Source organism: Thioclava sp. DLFJ4-1, assembly GCF_002020145.1.
GTDB lineage: Bacteria > Pseudomonadota > Alphaproteobacteria > Rhodobacterales > Rhodobacteraceae > Thioclava > Thioclava sediminum.
In genome coordinates, this window is the sequence record NZ_MPZT01000006.1 from 182,991 (window position 1) to 196,771 (window position 13,781).

General features: G+C 63.7%; 15 protein-coding genes. 7 read left to right on the top strand and 8 right to left on the bottom strand.

Annotated elements, in window-relative coordinates:
- From rimP to pip, 3 genes are all read right to left on the bottom strand, one after another.
- A complete protein-coding gene (gene rimP, locus BMI85_RS18565) occupies nt 1-582 on the bottom strand; it encodes a ribosome maturation factor RimP (RefSeq protein WP_078541597.1) in 582 nt (193 codons plus the stop codon).
- 139 nt (nt 583-721) lie between these two features.
- Nucleotides 722-1,189, bottom strand: a complete 468-nt coding sequence (locus BMI85_RS18570; RefSeq protein ID WP_078602339.1) for a TspO/MBR family protein — start codon at nt 1,187-1,189, stop codon at nt 722-724.
- Nucleotides 1,190-1,218: 29 nt separating this feature from the next.
- Nucleotides 1,219-2,190, bottom strand: coding sequence for a prolyl aminopeptidase (pip, locus tag BMI85_RS18575; RefSeq protein WP_078602340.1), 972 nt, complete (start codon nt 2,188-2,190; stop codon nt 1,219-1,221).
- A 67-nt stretch (nt 2,191-2,257) separates the two neighbouring features.
- Between pip and ubiG the strand changes: the two genes are divergently transcribed.
- Nucleotides 2,258-3,001, top strand: a complete 744-nt coding sequence (ubiG, locus tag BMI85_RS18580) for a bifunctional 2-polyprenyl-6-hydroxyphenol methylase/3-demethylubiquinol 3-O-methyltransferase UbiG (RefSeq protein WP_078602341.1) — start codon at nt 2,258-2,260, stop codon at nt 2,999-3,001.
- Nucleotides 3,002-3,129: 128 nt separating this feature from the next.
- Here ubiG and mog read toward each other — a convergent pair whose 3' ends face one another.
- From mog to BMI85_RS18595, 3 genes are all read right to left on the bottom strand, one after another.
- Nucleotides 3,130-3,666: a molybdopterin adenylyltransferase gene (gene mog / locus BMI85_RS18585; RefSeq protein WP_078541593.1), complete on the bottom strand. Its 537-nt coding sequence runs from the start codon at nt 3,664-3,666 to the stop codon at nt 3,130-3,132.
- The gene (locus BMI85_RS18590; protein ID WP_078602342.1) at nt 3,663-4,892 is read right to left on the bottom strand and encodes an argininosuccinate synthase; all 1,230 of its coding nucleotides are present in this window, start codon (nt 4,890-4,892) and stop codon (nt 3,663-3,665) included. The genes mog and BMI85_RS18590 overlap by 4 nt, the downstream gene beginning before the upstream one ends.
- A gap of 105 nt (nt 4,893-4,997) precedes the next feature.
- Nucleotides 4,998-6,101, bottom strand: a complete 1,104-nt coding sequence (locus BMI85_RS18595) for a DUF3450 domain-containing protein (RefSeq protein WP_143595176.1) — start codon at nt 6,099-6,101, stop codon at nt 4,998-5,000.
- Nucleotides 6,102-6,436: 335 nt separating this feature from the next.
- On the opposite strand from BMI85_RS18595, the gene BMI85_RS18605 reads away from it, so the two are divergent.
- Nucleotides 6,437-7,129 (top strand): hypothetical protein, encoded by a 693-nt coding sequence (locus tag BMI85_RS18605; protein WP_210402378.1) that lies wholly within the window; start codon nt 6,437-6,439, stop codon nt 7,127-7,129.
- Between the two features lie 38 nt (nt 7,130-7,167).
- On the top strand, nt 7,168-8,415 hold the full coding sequence (gene ilvA / locus BMI85_RS18610; protein ID WP_078602346.1) for a threonine ammonia-lyase IlvA: 1,248 nt from the start codon (nt 7,168-7,170) through the stop codon (nt 8,413-8,415).
- 214 nt (nt 8,416-8,629) lie between these two features.
- On the opposite strand, the gene BMI85_RS18615 is transcribed toward ilvA, so the two are convergent.
- The gene (locus tag BMI85_RS18615) at nt 8,630-8,959 is read right to left on the bottom strand and encodes a histidine kinase (protein ID WP_078602347.1); all 330 of its coding nucleotides are present in this window, start codon (nt 8,957-8,959) and stop codon (nt 8,630-8,632) included.
- Nucleotides 8,960-9,109: 150 nt separating this feature from the next.
- Between BMI85_RS18615 and BMI85_RS18620 the strand changes: the two genes are divergently transcribed.
- Nucleotides 9,110-10,420 (top strand): SpoIIE family protein phosphatase, encoded by a 1,311-nt coding sequence (locus BMI85_RS18620; protein ID WP_078602508.1) that lies wholly within the window; start codon nt 9,110-9,112, stop codon nt 10,418-10,420.
- A 55-nt stretch (nt 10,421-10,475) separates the two neighbouring features.
- On the opposite strand, the gene BMI85_RS18625 is transcribed toward BMI85_RS18620, so the two are convergent.
- Complete coding sequence (locus tag BMI85_RS18625) at nt 10,476-10,916, bottom strand: NUDIX hydrolase (RefSeq protein ID WP_078602348.1); 441 nt, start codon at nt 10,914-10,916, stop codon at nt 10,476-10,478.
- A gap of 97 nt (nt 10,917-11,013) precedes the next feature.
- On the opposite strand from BMI85_RS18625, the gene BMI85_RS18630 reads away from it, so the two are divergent.
- The 3 genes from BMI85_RS18630 to BMI85_RS18640 are packed head-to-tail and all read left to right on the top strand — an operon-like array spanning nt 11,014 to nt 13,764.
- Entirely contained in the window at nt 11,014-12,042 is a 1,029-nt protein-coding gene (locus BMI85_RS18630) for an Hsp33 family molecular chaperone HslO (RefSeq protein WP_078602349.1), read from the top strand.
- Nucleotides 12,035-12,628, top strand: coding sequence for a CoA pyrophosphatase (locus BMI85_RS18635; protein WP_078550944.1), 594 nt, complete (start codon nt 12,035-12,037; stop codon nt 12,626-12,628). The genes BMI85_RS18630 and BMI85_RS18635 overlap by 8 nt, the downstream gene beginning before the upstream one ends.
- Nucleotides 12,625-13,764, top strand: coding sequence for a CCA tRNA nucleotidyltransferase (locus BMI85_RS18640; RefSeq protein WP_078602350.1), 1,140 nt, complete (start codon nt 12,625-12,627; stop codon nt 13,762-13,764). The genes BMI85_RS18635 and BMI85_RS18640 overlap by 4 nt, the downstream gene beginning before the upstream one ends.
- Nucleotides 13,765-13,781 lie beyond the last annotated feature (17 nt).

A 13,781-nucleotide genomic window follows, 5' to 3' on the forward strand; every position in this document is an offset into this window, starting at 1 on the left:
TCAGTTCTCCTCCTCGGGGGAATCGTCAATCTCGTCAAATTCAGCTTCGTCGACGCCTTCGGTCGCCTTCTTCTGGCGCAGCATCTCGTCGATCAGCTCATCGGTCAGCACCAGCTTCGCATCCGCGAGCCAGTCGAACTGGAGGCCGATCACGACGTCTTCGCCGTTCTCGTCCAGCTCGATCAGGATTTCCGAGCCTTCGGTGCCGCGCAGGATACCCTTGAAGCGCTTGCGTCCGTCGATCTGCTCGGAGGTCTCGATCTTCGCCTCGTAGCCTTCCCAGATGTCGAAATCCTTGAAGCGCGTCAGCGGCCGGTCGATCCCGGGCGACGACACTTCCAGCGTATATTTGTCCTCGATCGGGTCTTCCACATCGAGAGCCGCGGACACGGCGGTCGAGATCGCGGCGCAATCGTCCACGATGATCCCGCCATTGGGGCGGTCTGCCATGATCTGAAGCGTGGCCGTCTTGCCGCCCTGCAGCCGCAGCCGCACGAGCTCGAAGCCAAGCCCCTCGATCACGGGGGTCACGATCTCGGCCAGACGCCGATCAATGGCGGTCTTGGCGATCAGGTCGGTCATGTCTCTCTTTCCGATCCTACAAAAACAAAAAACGGGCCGTTGCGGCCCGTCACACGTTTCCGGTGGGCGTCAGGTTTGGACCCCGGCGCGCCGCTGTTGAAGGCGATATAGTCCTGTATCGCAGATTCCGCAAGTGGAATCAGGTTTGGGCCCCCGCCCGCGGGTTGTCGCGCCAAACGCGGAAGTTCAGCGCACCCGCCAATGTCAGCCAAACGAGATAGGGGAAGACCAGCAGTCCGGCCAACATATCGAGCTGCAGGAAGGCCAGCATCATCGCCGCGACAGCGACCCAGAGGCAGATCAAAACGAGGAGCCCGAGCCACAACCGATGCGCCCCGAAAAAGACCGGCGTCCAGAGCGTGTTCAGCGCGATCTGCACGGCAAACAGCGCCAGCGCGATCTGGCTGCCCGCCTCGGGCGCGATGCGCGCCGCCCCATAGGCGACCGAGACGTAGAGATAGGTCCAAGCCACGGGAAACACCCAGTTGGGCGGCGTAAAGCCGGGCTTCTTCAACCCGACATACCATGCGCCCGGCTTGAAGATGATGCCCGTCGCAGCGGCGGCCGCGGAGGCCACGAGAAACAGCAGGAAATAGGTAAGCGTCATGGCGGCCCCGATCGAAATCTTTTGCTAGATCAGGATCTAAGCTCATCCATCGCGCGGACAAGCCCGGCGGTGATCCCCGGCTCGGAAAGCGCATGCCCGGCCATAGGCACCAGCTGCAGCTTCGCCATCGCCCAGCCCTGCGCCAGCCTGTAGGCCGAGGTCGGCGGGCAGATCATATCGAGCCGCCCCTGCACGATGGTCGTCGGGATATGCTCGATCTTGTGACGGTCGCGCAGGATCTGTTCGTCCTCTTCGAGGAAGGCCGCGTTCTGGAAATAGTGGTTCTCGAGCCGCGCGAAGGCACGCGCGTAATCGGGCGAGGCTTCGCCGGGCGGGCCGTCATAGCGCACCGAAGCCAGCGCGTTTTCCCACATCGCCCAGTGCCGCGCATAGCGCGCCTCGGCCATGTAGTCGCCCGAGAACAGCCGCTTGTGATAGGCCCCGATCAGATCGTGCTGCTCGTCTTCCGGAATCGGACGCCGGAAATTCGCCCAGAGGTCGGGATAGAAATTCCCCGCGCCGCCGCCGTAGAACCAGTTGAGCTCGGCCTGCGTCGCAAGAAAGACACCGCGAAGAATCAGGTTCGACGCCCGGTCGGGATGCGCCTGCGCATAAAGCAGCGCCAGCGTGGCGCCCCAGCTACCGCCGAAGACCATCCAGCTATCGATGCCGAGGGTCCGGCGGATCTGCTCCATATCCGCGATCAGATGCCAGGTCGTGTTATCCGCGACGCTGGCATGCGGGCGCGACAGACCGCAGCCGCGCTGATCGAACAGGATGACCCGGTAATGCTGCGGATCGAAGAATCGCCGCATCGTCGGCGAGCAGCCGCCCCCCGGCCCGCCATGACACACGACGACCGGCTGGCCCTCGGGATGACCCGATTGTTCGACGTAAAGAACATGGCCATCGCCCACGTCGATCCGGCGCTGATCGAAGGGTTCGATCGGCGGATAAAGATGGGCGCCCGATGCGCGCTTTTGCCCTGCAGTTCTGTCCATGTCTGGACTATATAGAGCAAAAGGCGCGCCCGCCATGGGCTGCCCGAAAATCAATGCGAGGAGAGCAATGGCAGATCCGGCAAACAGCATCGACCCGTCCGAAGTCGCCAAATTCGAGGCGATGGCCGCCGAATGGTGGGACCCGAATGGCAAGTTCAAACCGCTGCATATGCTCAACCCCTGCCGGCTCGACTACATCACCACGCAGATCGCCACGCAGTTCGGCCGCGACCTGAAAGCGCCACGCCCGTTCGAGGGGCTGCGTCTGCTGGATATCGGTTGCGGCGGCGGGCTACTGTCCGAACCGATGGCGCGGCTTGGCGCGACGGTCGTGGGGGCCGATGCCGCCGAGGGTAACATCCCCGTGGCGCGGCTGCATGCCGAACAGTCGGGGCTCGAGATCGACTACCGCCATTGCGCGGCGGAAGACCTCGCGGCGAGCGGTGAGCAGTTCGATGTCGTCCTCGCGATGGAGATCATCGAACATGTCGCCGACCCGCAGGGCTTCGTGAACACGATCCAGAGCCTGATGAAACCGGGCGGGCTGATGATTTGCTCGACGCTGAACCGCAATCCGAAAAGCTACATGGTCGCGATCATCGGCGCCGAGCGGGTGATGCGCTGGCTGCCCGTGGGCACGCATGAATGGTCGAAATTCGTCACCCCCGACGAGCTTTACGAGCTGTCGCGCAGCGCGGGGCTCGACCCGGTCGACCGCCGCGGCATGGTGTTCAATCCGCTGGCGTGGACCTGGTCGCTCTCGGAGCGCGATCTTTCGGTGAATTATGCCATCGCAGCGGTGAAGCGTTAAGGGGCGCTGCCCCTCTGCCTTCGGCATTCACCCCGGGATATTTCAGCCAACACGAAGAGAGGCGATTTTCGCCTTGGGTCAAATATCCCGGGGGAGTCTCTGAAAGAGACGGGGGGCAGCGCCCCCTCTTACTTTTTCTTCGGACGGAAGGCTTTGATCCGGGCCGGATCGGTCTCGATATAGCCCGCGCCGATCAGGTCGAGGCAATAGGGGACGGCAGCGAAGACCGCATCGAGGCAGGTCGCGATGGCCGAGGGTTTGCCCGGCACCATGATGATCAGCGATTTGCCCGCGATCCCCGCCGATTGGCGCGACAGGATGGCGGTCGGCACTTCCAAAAGGCTCGCGCGGCGCATTTCTTCGCCGAAGCCCGCGAGTTCCTTCTCGATCACGTCGAAGCAGCCCTCGGGCGTCTCGTCGCGCGGCGCGGGGCCGGTGCCGCCGGTGATCAGGATCAGATCGGCTTCGGCCGCGACCAGTTCGCGGAGTTTCGCGGCGACCGACTCGCGCCCATCGGGAATGATGTGACGCTCGATTTCCAGCGGCGAGGTGACCACGCCGCGCAGATAGTCCTCGCAGCCCGGACCGCCCTTGTCTTCGTATTCGCCGCGCGACGCGCGATCGGAGACGGTGACGATGGCGGCCTTGGGCTGCGAAAAGCTCATTTCTTCACTCGCGCGTTGCGGGTTGCGATCAGTTTCAGGCGCAGCGCGTTGAGCTGGATGAAGCCCGCCGCGTCTTTCTGATCGTAGGCGCCTGCGTCTTCCTCGAAGGTCACATGGGCCTCGGAATAGAGCGAGTAATCCGACCAGCGCGCCACGGTCCGGGCCGCGCCCTTGAAGAGCATCAGCTTCACCGTGCCGGTCACGTATTCCTGGGTCTTGTCGATCAGCGCCTGCAGCGCCTCGCGCTCAGGGCTGAACCAGAAGCCGTTATAGATCAGCTCCGCGTAGCGCGGCATGATCGAGTCCTTCAGGTGGCCCGCGCCGCTATCGAGCGTGATCTGCTCGATGCCACGGTGCGCTTCCAGCAGGATGGTGCCGCCGGGGGTCTCGTAGACGCCGCGCGACTTCATGCCCACGAAGCGGTTCTCGACGAAATCGAGACGGCCGATGCCGTGGGTCTTGCCGTATTCGTTGAGCTTGGTGAGGATCGTCGCCGGGCTCATCGCCTCGCCGTTGATCGACACCGCGTCGCCCTTTTCGAAGCCGATCTCGATGAATTCCGGCTCGTTCGGAGCCTGCGTGATCGGATCGTCGGTGCGCTGATAGACGTAATCGGGCGCCATGTCGGCCGGATCTTCCAGCACCTTACCCTCGGACGAGGTGTGCAGAAGGTTCGCATCGACCGAGAACGGCGCTTCGCCGCGCTTGTCCTTGGCGATCGGGATCTGGTTCGCCTCGGCGAATTCCAAGAGCTTGGTGCGCGAGGACAGGTCCCATTCCCGCCACGGCGCGATCACCTTGATCGACGGGTCGAGCGCATAGGCCGACAATTCGAAGCGGACCTGATCGTTGCCCTTGCCGGTCGCACCATGCGCCACCGCATCGGCGCCATGCTTATGCGCGATCTCGACGAGGTGCTTCGAGATCAGCGGCCGCGCGATCGACGTGCCCAGCAGATAGAGCCCTTCATAGACCGCATTGGCGCGGAACATCGGGAAGACGAAATCGCGGACGAATTCTTCGCGCGCGTCGAGAATATGGATATTCTCCGGCTTGATGCCGAGCATTTCGGCCTTCTTGCGCGCCGGTTCCAGTTCCTCACCCTGACCGAGATCGGCGGTATAGGTGATGACCTCGCAGCCGTATTCGGTCTGCAGCCATTTCAGGATGATCGAGGTATCGAGGCCGCCCGAATAGGCAAGCACGACTTTCTTGGGCGCGGACATGCGGCATCTCCCGGTTTTCTTGTTCCGCGACGGAATAGAAGCTTTTTTTCCAATGAACAAGGGCCGCCCCGAAGGACGGCCCTTTCACATGTGCTCTGCGCGAGATCAGCTCTCGGTGGACGGGTCCACGAGCGGATCGGTCGTGGTGTCCCCGCTCGAGGCGAGATCGCCATCGACCGTGGTCCCGTCGCCCGTCGTGCCGTCGCCGGTCGCCACATCGCCATCCGCAGGTGCCTCCGCCGTCGCGGTTTCCGGCGGCGGCAGGTCGAGCAGTTCATGCAGATAGGCTTTGGCCTCGGGCGAAAGATCGCGCCCGTTGGAAGCGGCGAGAAGCGCGTCCGCCTGCATCTGATCGGCTTCCGCGACCTGTTTCTCAAGCTCGGTGACCTGATCCTGAGCGGTCGCGAGATCCGTCTGATAGGTCTCCGCCGCCTGCTTTTGCGCTTCGAGCGTGTCGAGCTGGCTCTGGTAGTCCTCTGCCTCGGGATCGAGATCGTCGATCTGAGCCTGAACTTCTTCCGGCGTGGGAACATCCTGCGCCTCGAGATCCGAGAGGGTCTGCTGCGCGGTCGCGAGATCTTCTTCTGCTTGCGCCGCCCCGACGACAGAGTCGCGATAGGTCGCGATCCGGCCCACCTGACTGTTCGGCGAGGCGTTGGCGAGCGCGGTCGCGCTTGCATGGGCCGCGTTCAGACCCTTCAGCTCGGAGGCCAGTGCGCCGTGATTGCGCAGCTCATCCTCGCTCAGGCTCGGCTTGCCGTTCGGGCGCGGCGACTCGTTAACCGCATATTTGGTTGGAGTGGTCGAGCGCGTCTTCGTCGCCGTGGTGCCGCGCGACGCCGTTTTCACAGTGGAGCGGGTCGTATGCTGCGATTTCGCCTGCCGCTTACCCGAGAACAGATCGTCGAGGAATTTCGCGGGGCCGCCGCCATGCGCAGCAGCCTTGCCGGAATTTCCGGGGCTCGTTGCACGCCCGGCCGATGCGGATTTGCCCGCCGAGCCGGAATTGCCGCCTGCGTTGCTTTTGCCTCCGCCATTGCCGCCACTATTTCCGCCGCCGTTGCCGCCACCGTTTCCACCGCCATTACCGCCACCGTTGCCGTTCTTGGCAAATGCGGCATCCGCGCCGGTGAAATGGCTGGTCGCCACCGGGGCGACGACGAAGCTCGCCGCGACAAGGGCGACAATCGAAGTTTTTCTCAGGCGCATGCGGCCCTCCTCTTTTGTTGCTCGCAACACAGTTTCAGCACGATTAGCGTCGAAAGTGGGCAAAAAAGCGGCAGCCTTTGCAAAATGCGCAAGGCTTCGCTCAAAGCGAAGGTGAGCCAGCGGTGACTCGCTCTTTTCCACCTCGATCACACGGAGAATTCAACCAAGGCGCGCCGAACGTGCTTTGACTGCGGTGAGATCGAGCCCCAACGGTGAATTGTTAAATGACATTCTTTGGGGGCAAAGTGATGAATGTATTGGGGGTTTTCGGACACTCGTTCCGGCAGATCTTTGGAAATTGGCGGCAGACCCTTCGGATCTCAGCGCTTCTTCTCTTGATCATGATCATCGGGCAGCAATGGCTTATCGAGAGCGTGATGCAGGCCGGAGCATCGCAACACCCGAGTTTCGAAAAATCATTGTTCATTTTGGTTTTCAACACGTTCATCCTGCCGATCCCGATGATCATCGCGGCAGTGAACTGGCACAGGTTCATCCTGCTCGGCGAGCGCGTCGGCTGGCTGCCGCGGATTCATCTGCGCCGCGACGTGAGCTATTTCTGGCGTGGAATAGTGATCACGCTCTGTGCCATGGCAATCATGGTTCTGGGAGCCGCGATTGTCTTTCTTTTCGCCCTCGCGGCGCAGGAAATCATTCCGAACCAGACCGCTGAAGCCGTTCTACTTGCCGTGGTGGGGCTGGCATTCTTCATTGCCGTGTATGCCTTCATGCTCCGTCTCGGAGTATCCCTGCCCGGGGCCGCGATCGGCGGCGCCACGATCCGCGACAGTTGGCGCGCGACTCGCGGCCACTGGCGTGGCTTCGCTTTGCTCACTCTGCTGGCATTTCTCGTGGTACTCCCTTTCGTTGCGGTGAACATGCTTTCGATACAAGCGCCACATGACCTCGCGGATGATATGGTCGTGGTCGCGCTCAAGCTGCTTTTCGCTGTGCCCACCGTGATGCTGCTGCTGTCGATCCTAACGACGCTCTACGGTCATTTTGTCGAGCAACGCGCCCTCGTCTGAGCTTGCCAAAGCGGGCGGCGCGCGTCACATCTGGCGGTATGAGTGAGTTCGCCCTTTCCGCCCAAGCCGCCACCCGCGCGCTGCGTGCGCTCTTCGAGCCCACGCCGCTGCAACTCAATGCCCATCTGTCGAAACGTTTCGACGCCGAGGTCTGGCTCAAGCGCGAGGACCTGACGCCGGTGCGCTCCTACAAGATCCGCGGCGCCTTCACTGCGATGCGCAAACTGCGCGAGCGCGATCCGTCGGCGGCGCATTTCGTCTGCGCGAGCGCCGGGAACCACGCGCAGGGCGTGGCCTTCGCCTGTCGGCATTTCGGGGTGAAAGGCACGATCTTCATGCCGGTGACCACGCCGCAGCAGAAGATCGACAAGACCAAGACCTTTGGCGGCGACGCAGTCGAGATCGTGCTGACGGGCGATTATTTCGACGACACGCTGGCGTCGGCGCAGGAGTTTTGCCGTGAGGCCGGGGCGCATTTCCTCGCACCTTTCGACGATCCGGATGTGATCGAGGGGCAGGCGTCGGTCGGGGTGGAGATCCTCGACCAGTTGGGCGGCGCGCCGGATATGGTCATCCTTCCGGTCGGCGGCGGCGGCTTGGCTGCGGGCGTCACCGGCTATCTGCGCGCGACCGCCCCCGATACGGAATTTCGCTTCGTCGAGCCGTTGGGCGGCGCGAGCCTCACCGCTGCGGTCAAGGCGCATGAGCCCGTGACGATCTCGCAGGTGAACAGTTTCGTCGATGGCGCCGCGGTTGCCCGGATCGGCGCGCGCCCCTTCGCGGAGCTTGGGTGGGTCACGCCCGAACAAGTTCATCTCGCACCGGAGGATCGCATCTGCATCACGATGCTTGAGATGCTGAACGTCGAAGGCGTCGTGCTGGAACCCGCTGGCGCGATGTCCGTCGACATCCTGCCCGAGCTGGCCGAGACGATCCGCGGCAAGCGCGTGGTCTGCGTGACTTCAGGCGGTAATTTCGATTTCGAGCGGTTGCCGGAGGTGCGCGAACGCGCCCAGCGCTATTCGGGTCTGAAGAAGTATTTCATCCTCCGCCTGCCGCAGCGCCCCGGCGCCCTGAAGGACTTCCTGCAGATGCTTGGCCCTGACGACGATATCGCGCGCTTCGAGTATCTGAAGAAATCGGCGCGGAACTTCGGCTCGGTCCTGATCGGGATCGAAACGAAACGCGCCGAGAACTTCACAGAGCTCTTCGCGAAGCTCGACGCCGAGGGCTTCGTCTGGCGCGACATCACCGAAGACGAAACCTTGGCCGAGTTTCTTATCTGAGGCCTTCAATTCGATAGAGCGGCCGCCTGACGGACGAAACACTCTGGCCCTTCACCGGTTTACACTGTGGAGGCCTTTCTACACCTCCCAACTCCTGCGCTCACGGCCCGCAGTAGGCACGCGAGTTAACCAAAGTTTGGCCGCACCCGTGCCCAATGGGTGCGACTGCGTGCAAACTGCGCTCGGCGCAGCTCAATCTGCTCAGCACCTCGCACTATGCTGCCGGCGTGAACTCCGATAGCCGCCCCATGAACTGCGTCTTGGACAGACGATAGGTCTCGCGGATCGCGCCCAGATCGACCTCCACGGCGCGTCCGGCGGCGGCCATTCGTTCTCCCTGCTGACAGGCCCCGCCGAAATCGCGGAACCCGAGATTCCAGGCGGACCCTTTCAAGAAGTGCAAATCCTCTTCGACCCGGTCGGGACGTCCGCCAAGCCCCATCACCACGGCCTCGACCTCGTCGAGAAAAAGGTCCACGACCTCGGCAAAGCCATCGGCGCCAATTTCCGAGCGCAGTTCCTGCACCCGATCCCAATCAATCATCACGCCCTCCAGGCCACTCGATCCGACTCCACCCGAGACTGACCGTAGCGCCGCACCCTTTCGATTTTCTTAACGTCTGATCCGGGCTGGTTTTCACCGAATCTTAGGGAGTTTGCGGTTTCGTGAGGGCAGAGGTTTCGGATGATGCAGATGGTGCAAAGACAAGAGGCCCCCGCAGATGCGGGCCGGAGACCATTGGCGGGCGCTGCGCGGCACGTTCTCGTCGTGGACGACAGCCGCATGCAGCGCCGTATCCTCTCGGCGCAGTTGTCCCGCTCCGGCTATCAGGTGAGCGAAGCAGAAAGCGCAGAAGAGGCGATCGCGATCTGCGCCCAATGCGAGCCCGATATCGTGATCTCGGACTGGATGATGGCGGGGATGAGTGGCCCTGAATTCTGCCGCGTCTTCCGAGGTTTGCCGCGGCGAAGCTACGGGTATTTCATCCTCCTGACCTCCAAGGCCGAGAAGACGGACGTCACGCGTGGATTGGAAAGCGGCGCCGATGATTTCCTGTCGAAACCGGTCAACGGAGCGGAGCTTCGGGCGCGCCTGAGCGCGGGCGCCCGCATCCTGACCATGCAGGAGGAGTTGAGCGAAAAGAACCGTCTGTTGCGCGAGGCACAGGAGGTGATCGACCGTGACCTGCAAGAGGCACGCAAACTGCAACAAAGCCTCGTGCGGACACGACACGCGCGGTTCGAGGCGGCGGATGTCTCGCTGCTCTTGCGGCCCGCAGGCCATGTCGGCGGCGACCTCGTCGGGTTCTTTCCGATCAATGAACGCCGGGTGGGCCTATACGGCATCGACGTCTCGGGGCATGGCATCACCTCGGCCCTGATGATGGCGCGGATCGCGGGCTACTTCTCCGGCACCACGCCCAGCCAGAACCTCGCGATTTACCGCAACGCACAGGGCGAATTGCGCGGACGACGCCCGGCGGAACTCGCGCAGCGCCTCAACGATCTCGTGCTGAGTGAAATGAGCACCGAGAGCTATTTCACCCTTATCTACGCCGATGTCGACCTGCGCACCGGCAAGGCGGAATTGGTTCAGGCGGGCCACCCCTACCCGGTCCTGCAACGGCGCAACGGCACGGTGGAGTTTTTTGGAGAGGGCGGGCTGCCCATCGGCCTGATCGAGGGCGCCGAATACGAGACGCTTACGGTTCAACTGACCCCGGGCGACCGGCTGGTGCTTGTCTCGGACGGGATTACCGAAGCCAGCGACCGCAGCGGCGAGATGATCGATCAGACCCGGCTGGCCCGGATGCTCCGCAAGTTTTCCCAGATGCCGGGGCCCGGGCTTCTGGATGCACTCTACTGGGCCACCGAGGAATTCGCCGAGGGTGAGATCGGGGACGATGTCTCGGCTGGCGTATTGGAATTTCACGGCCCCGGCAGCACCGAGCGAGGTTCGGAGCTTGGGTCAGACAGCAGAGACCATCCCCCCGGGGAGACTTGAAAGGAGAACGCACCAGCTCAGCTACATCTGAGGCGAACGAAACGCCCAAGACGATTCAGCGACGGACGAACCGCTGAAAAAACGCGCGCTCGCCTTCATTCGCGAGCAGTTCGAGCGCATCCTCGGGATCGGCCCAATGCGCCGTATGATGCGGCTCCGGCGGTTGACCGCGCTTCAGCACCGGGCGCGCCAGCCAGACGGAGCAGAGCTTTTCCGCCCAGAACTCGTACTCGGGCATATAGGTGAAACGCCGATAGGCCCCGAGGCGGCGCAGCCCCGTGATCGCCCAGCCGGTTTCCTCGAAGACTTCGCGGTGCAGCGCCTCGATCGGCCCCTCGCCCGGATCAATCCCGCCGCCGGGCAATTGAAACTCCGGTATGGGATGGGCCTGATGGGTCAGCAGCACCCGCCCGTCGCGGATCAGGATCGCGTAGGCACCGGGGCGCAAACGATACTGCTGACCGGATTTCACCCGCTCTCCGAACCTCGCGATCATGTGCTCTCCCTTGGGTCTGCGGTTGCCGCGCCTATATTGGGGCTGTATGGCAGGCTCCGCGCTGCCCGAAAACCCCTCTGAGCCCCTCAGGAGCACCATGTCCAAGCTATCCCAAATCGCATGGGACGATACAGTTCTGCCGTTTCAGCTCGACCGCTCTGACATCCGCGGCCGGGTTGCCCGCCTCGACGGCGTGCTCGACACCGTCCTGTCGCAACATGATTACCCGCGCGCGGTCGAAATGCTGGTGGCCGAAGCCGCCCTTCTGACCGCGTTGATCGGCCAGACCGTCAAACTGCGCTGGAAGCTGTCGCTGCAAATCCGCGGCAACGGCCCGATCCGCATCATCGCAACCGATTACTACGCCCCCGAAAAGGAGGGCGCGCCCGCCCGCATTCGCGCCTGGGCGAGCTTCGATGAAGAGAAGCTCGATCCCAAGGCCGACCCGTTCGAACAGATCGGGCAGGGTTACTTTGCGATCCTGATCGACCAGGGCAAAGGCACGACCCCCTATCAGGGCATCACGCCGCTGTCCGAAGGCTCGCTGCGCGCCTGCGCCGAGGCCTATTTCGCGCAGTCCGAACAGCTGCCCACGCGGTTCTCGCTGTCCTTCGGGCGCTCGATCCTGCCCGGTCAGGGCGAAAGCTGGCGCGCGGGCGGCGTGATGCTGCAGCATATGCCCCCGGCCTCGCCCTTCGCCGCTCAGGAAGGCTCGGGCGATCAGGGCCTGCTGACCGCCGACGACATTCTCGACGGCGAGGAAGGCGAGAACTGGGCGCGCGCCAATATCCTGCTCGACACGGTCGAGGATATGGAGTTGATCGGCCCGACCGTGCAGCCAACCGAGCTGCTGGTGCGCTTGTTCCACGAAGAGCGGCCGCGCGTCTTCGATCCGCAGCGGGTGGAGTTCGGCTGCACCTGTTCGGCCGATCGCGTGCGTCAGTCGCTCTCGATCTACTCGGCGCGCGATATCGCGCATATGACTACCGATGAGGGCACGGTCACCGCGGACTGCCAGTTCTGCGGCGCGCATTACATTTTCGATCCGCTGACACTCGGCTTCGAGGCGCAGAAGAACCCCGACGGATCGCTGCGCGAAGCGGGGGACGAGGGATCGAATGAGTGATCCTCTCGCCCCGGTTCTCGACGCCTTGGCGCGACCGGGGCGGCCCTCTTCGGATTACGATCTGAACCCGGAAGTGATCCTGCCCGAAGGCCGCAAGCTGCGGCCCGCGGGCGTTCTCGTCGCCTTCGACACGTTCGGGCCGGAACCGCGCCTGCATCTGACGAAGCGCAGCTCGCATCTGCGCCATCACCCCGGCCAGATCGCCTTTCCCGGCGGCAAGGTCGATCCCGATGACGAAGGTCCGGTCGGCGCGGCGCTGCGCGAGGCGCAGGAAGAGATCGGCCTGCCCCATGCCCATGTCGAGGTGCTGGGCACGCTCGATCCGCATGAGACCGTGACGTCCTTTCTGGTGACGCCGGTGCTGGCGCGCATCCACACGCCGTTCGAGGTGATCCCCGAAGCGGGCGAGGTGGCCGAGGCGTTCACCGTGCCGCTCTCGCATATCACGCCCGGGAATTTCCGCGTCGAATCGCGGCGCTGGCGCGGCTCCCGGCGCAGCTATTTCGTGGCGCCTTACGGGCCCTATTACATCTGGGGCGCCACCGCGCGTATATTGCGCTCATTGGCGGACCGGATGGCGGAATGAGACTGACCGGAGACTGGATCGAGGCAGAGCCGACCCAACGCGTGCTGAAGATGCTCGAAGAGGGCGGGCATCAGGCGCTTCTGGTGGGCGGCTGCGTGCGCAACAGCGCCCTCGGCGCGCCGGTCAACGATATCGACATCGCCAGCGATGCGCGCCCCGAGCGGGTGATCGAACTTGCGAAGGCGGCCGGTTTGAAGCCGGTACCGACCGGGGTCGATCACGGCACGGTCACGGTGGTCGCGGAGGGGCATCCGCATGAGGTCACCACCTTCCGCCGCGATGTGGAGACGCATGGGCGGCATGCTACGGTCGCGTTTTCCGACGACATCGCCGAGGACGCGGCGCGGCGTGATTTCACGATGAACGCGCTCTATGCCCGCTCGGACGGCACGATTCTCGACCCGCTCGGCACCGGGCTGGAGGATCTGGCGGCGCATCATGTCCGCTTCGTCGGCGAGGCGGAGGAACGTATCCGCGAGGACTACCTGCGCATCCTGCGCTTCTTCCGCTTTACCGCCTGGTATGGGCACGATCTCGACCCTGACGGGCTGGCGGCGTGTGCCGAGAATATCGCCGGAATAGAGACGCTTTCGCGCGAACGCCTCGGCGGCGAGATGCGCAAATTGCTGGCCGCGCCCGATCCCGTTCACGCGGTGGCGGCGATGGCGCAATGCGGGGTTCTCACCGCCGTGCTGCCCGGCGCGGATGCGACCGCGCTCGGGCCGCTCGTGCATCTCGAGGATCGCCCCGCCGATCCGATCCGCAGGCTGGCCGCGATTGGCGGCGAAGACGTGGCCGAGCGGCTGCGGCTGTCGAAGAAGGACACAAGGCAGCTCGAGGCCCTGCGCGCCTCGCTGTCCGACGGTGATGACGCGGCGGTCCTTGGCTATCGGCTCGGGGCCGAAACTGGGGCCGATGCGCTTCTTCTGCGGCATGCGCTGATGGGGCAGGAAATGCCGGACGGCTGGAAAAACAGGGTCTGTTTCGGCGCAAAACAGAAATTTCCAGTGCAAGCCAAAGACCTGATGCCCCGCTATGAGGACAAGGCTTTGGGAGATACGCTGAGGGCGCTCGAAGCGCGCTGGATCGCCTCCGGTTTTACGCTGACGCGCGAGGATTTGCTCGCCGCGCTTTGAACCGCGCCGCAACCGCC

Excerpts from the sequence above, each read along its gene's own strand:
- pip (WP_078602340.1), bottom strand. The coding sequence starts at position 2,190 with ATGGACAGAACTGCAGGGCAAAAGCGCGCATCGGGCGCCCATCTTTAT.
- BMI85_RS18640 (WP_078602350.1), top strand. The coding sequence starts at position 12,625 with ATGAGACTGACCGGAGACTGGATCGAGGCAGAGCCGACCCAACGCGTG.
- mog (WP_078541593.1), bottom strand. The coding sequence starts at position 3,666 with ATGAGCTTTTCGCAGCCCAAGGCCGCCATCGTCACCGTCTCCGATCGC.
- BMI85_RS18590 (WP_078602342.1), bottom strand. The coding sequence starts at position 4,892 with ATGTCCGCGCCCAAGAAAGTCGTGCTTGCCTATTCGGGCGGCCTCGAT.
- ilvA (WP_078602346.1), top strand. The coding sequence starts at position 7,168 with ATGAGTGAGTTCGCCCTTTCCGCCCAAGCCGCCACCCGCGCGCTGCGT.
- BMI85_RS18625 (WP_078602348.1), bottom strand. The coding sequence starts at position 10,916 with ATGATCGCGAGGTTCGGAGAGCGGGTGAAATCCGGTCAGCAGTATCGT.
- BMI85_RS18630 (WP_078602349.1), top strand. The coding sequence starts at position 11,014 with ATGTCCAAGCTATCCCAAATCGCATGGGACGATACAGTTCTGCCGTTT.
- BMI85_RS18595 (WP_143595176.1), bottom strand. The coding sequence starts at position 6,101 with ATGCGCCTGAGAAAAACTTCGATTGTCGCCCTTGTCGCGGCGAGCTTC.
- BMI85_RS18620 (WP_078602508.1), top strand. The coding sequence starts at position 9,110 with ATGGTGCAAAGACAAGAGGCCCCCGCAGATGCGGGCCGGAGACCATTG.
- BMI85_RS18615 (WP_078602347.1), bottom strand. The coding sequence starts at position 8,959 with ATGATTGATTGGGATCGGGTGCAGGAACTGCGCTCGGAAATTGGCGCC.
- BMI85_RS18635 (WP_078550944.1), top strand. The coding sequence starts at position 12,035 with ATGAGTGATCCTCTCGCCCCGGTTCTCGACGCCTTGGCGCGACCGGGG.
- ubiG (WP_078602341.1), top strand. The coding sequence starts at position 2,258 with ATGGCAGATCCGGCAAACAGCATCGACCCGTCCGAAGTCGCCAAATTC.
- rimP (WP_078541597.1), bottom strand. The coding sequence starts at position 582 with ATGACCGACCTGATCGCCAAGACCGCCATTGATCGGCGTCTGGCCGAG.
- BMI85_RS18570 (WP_078602339.1), bottom strand. The coding sequence starts at position 1,189 with ATGACGCTTACCTATTTCCTGCTGTTTCTCGTGGCCTCCGCGGCCGCC.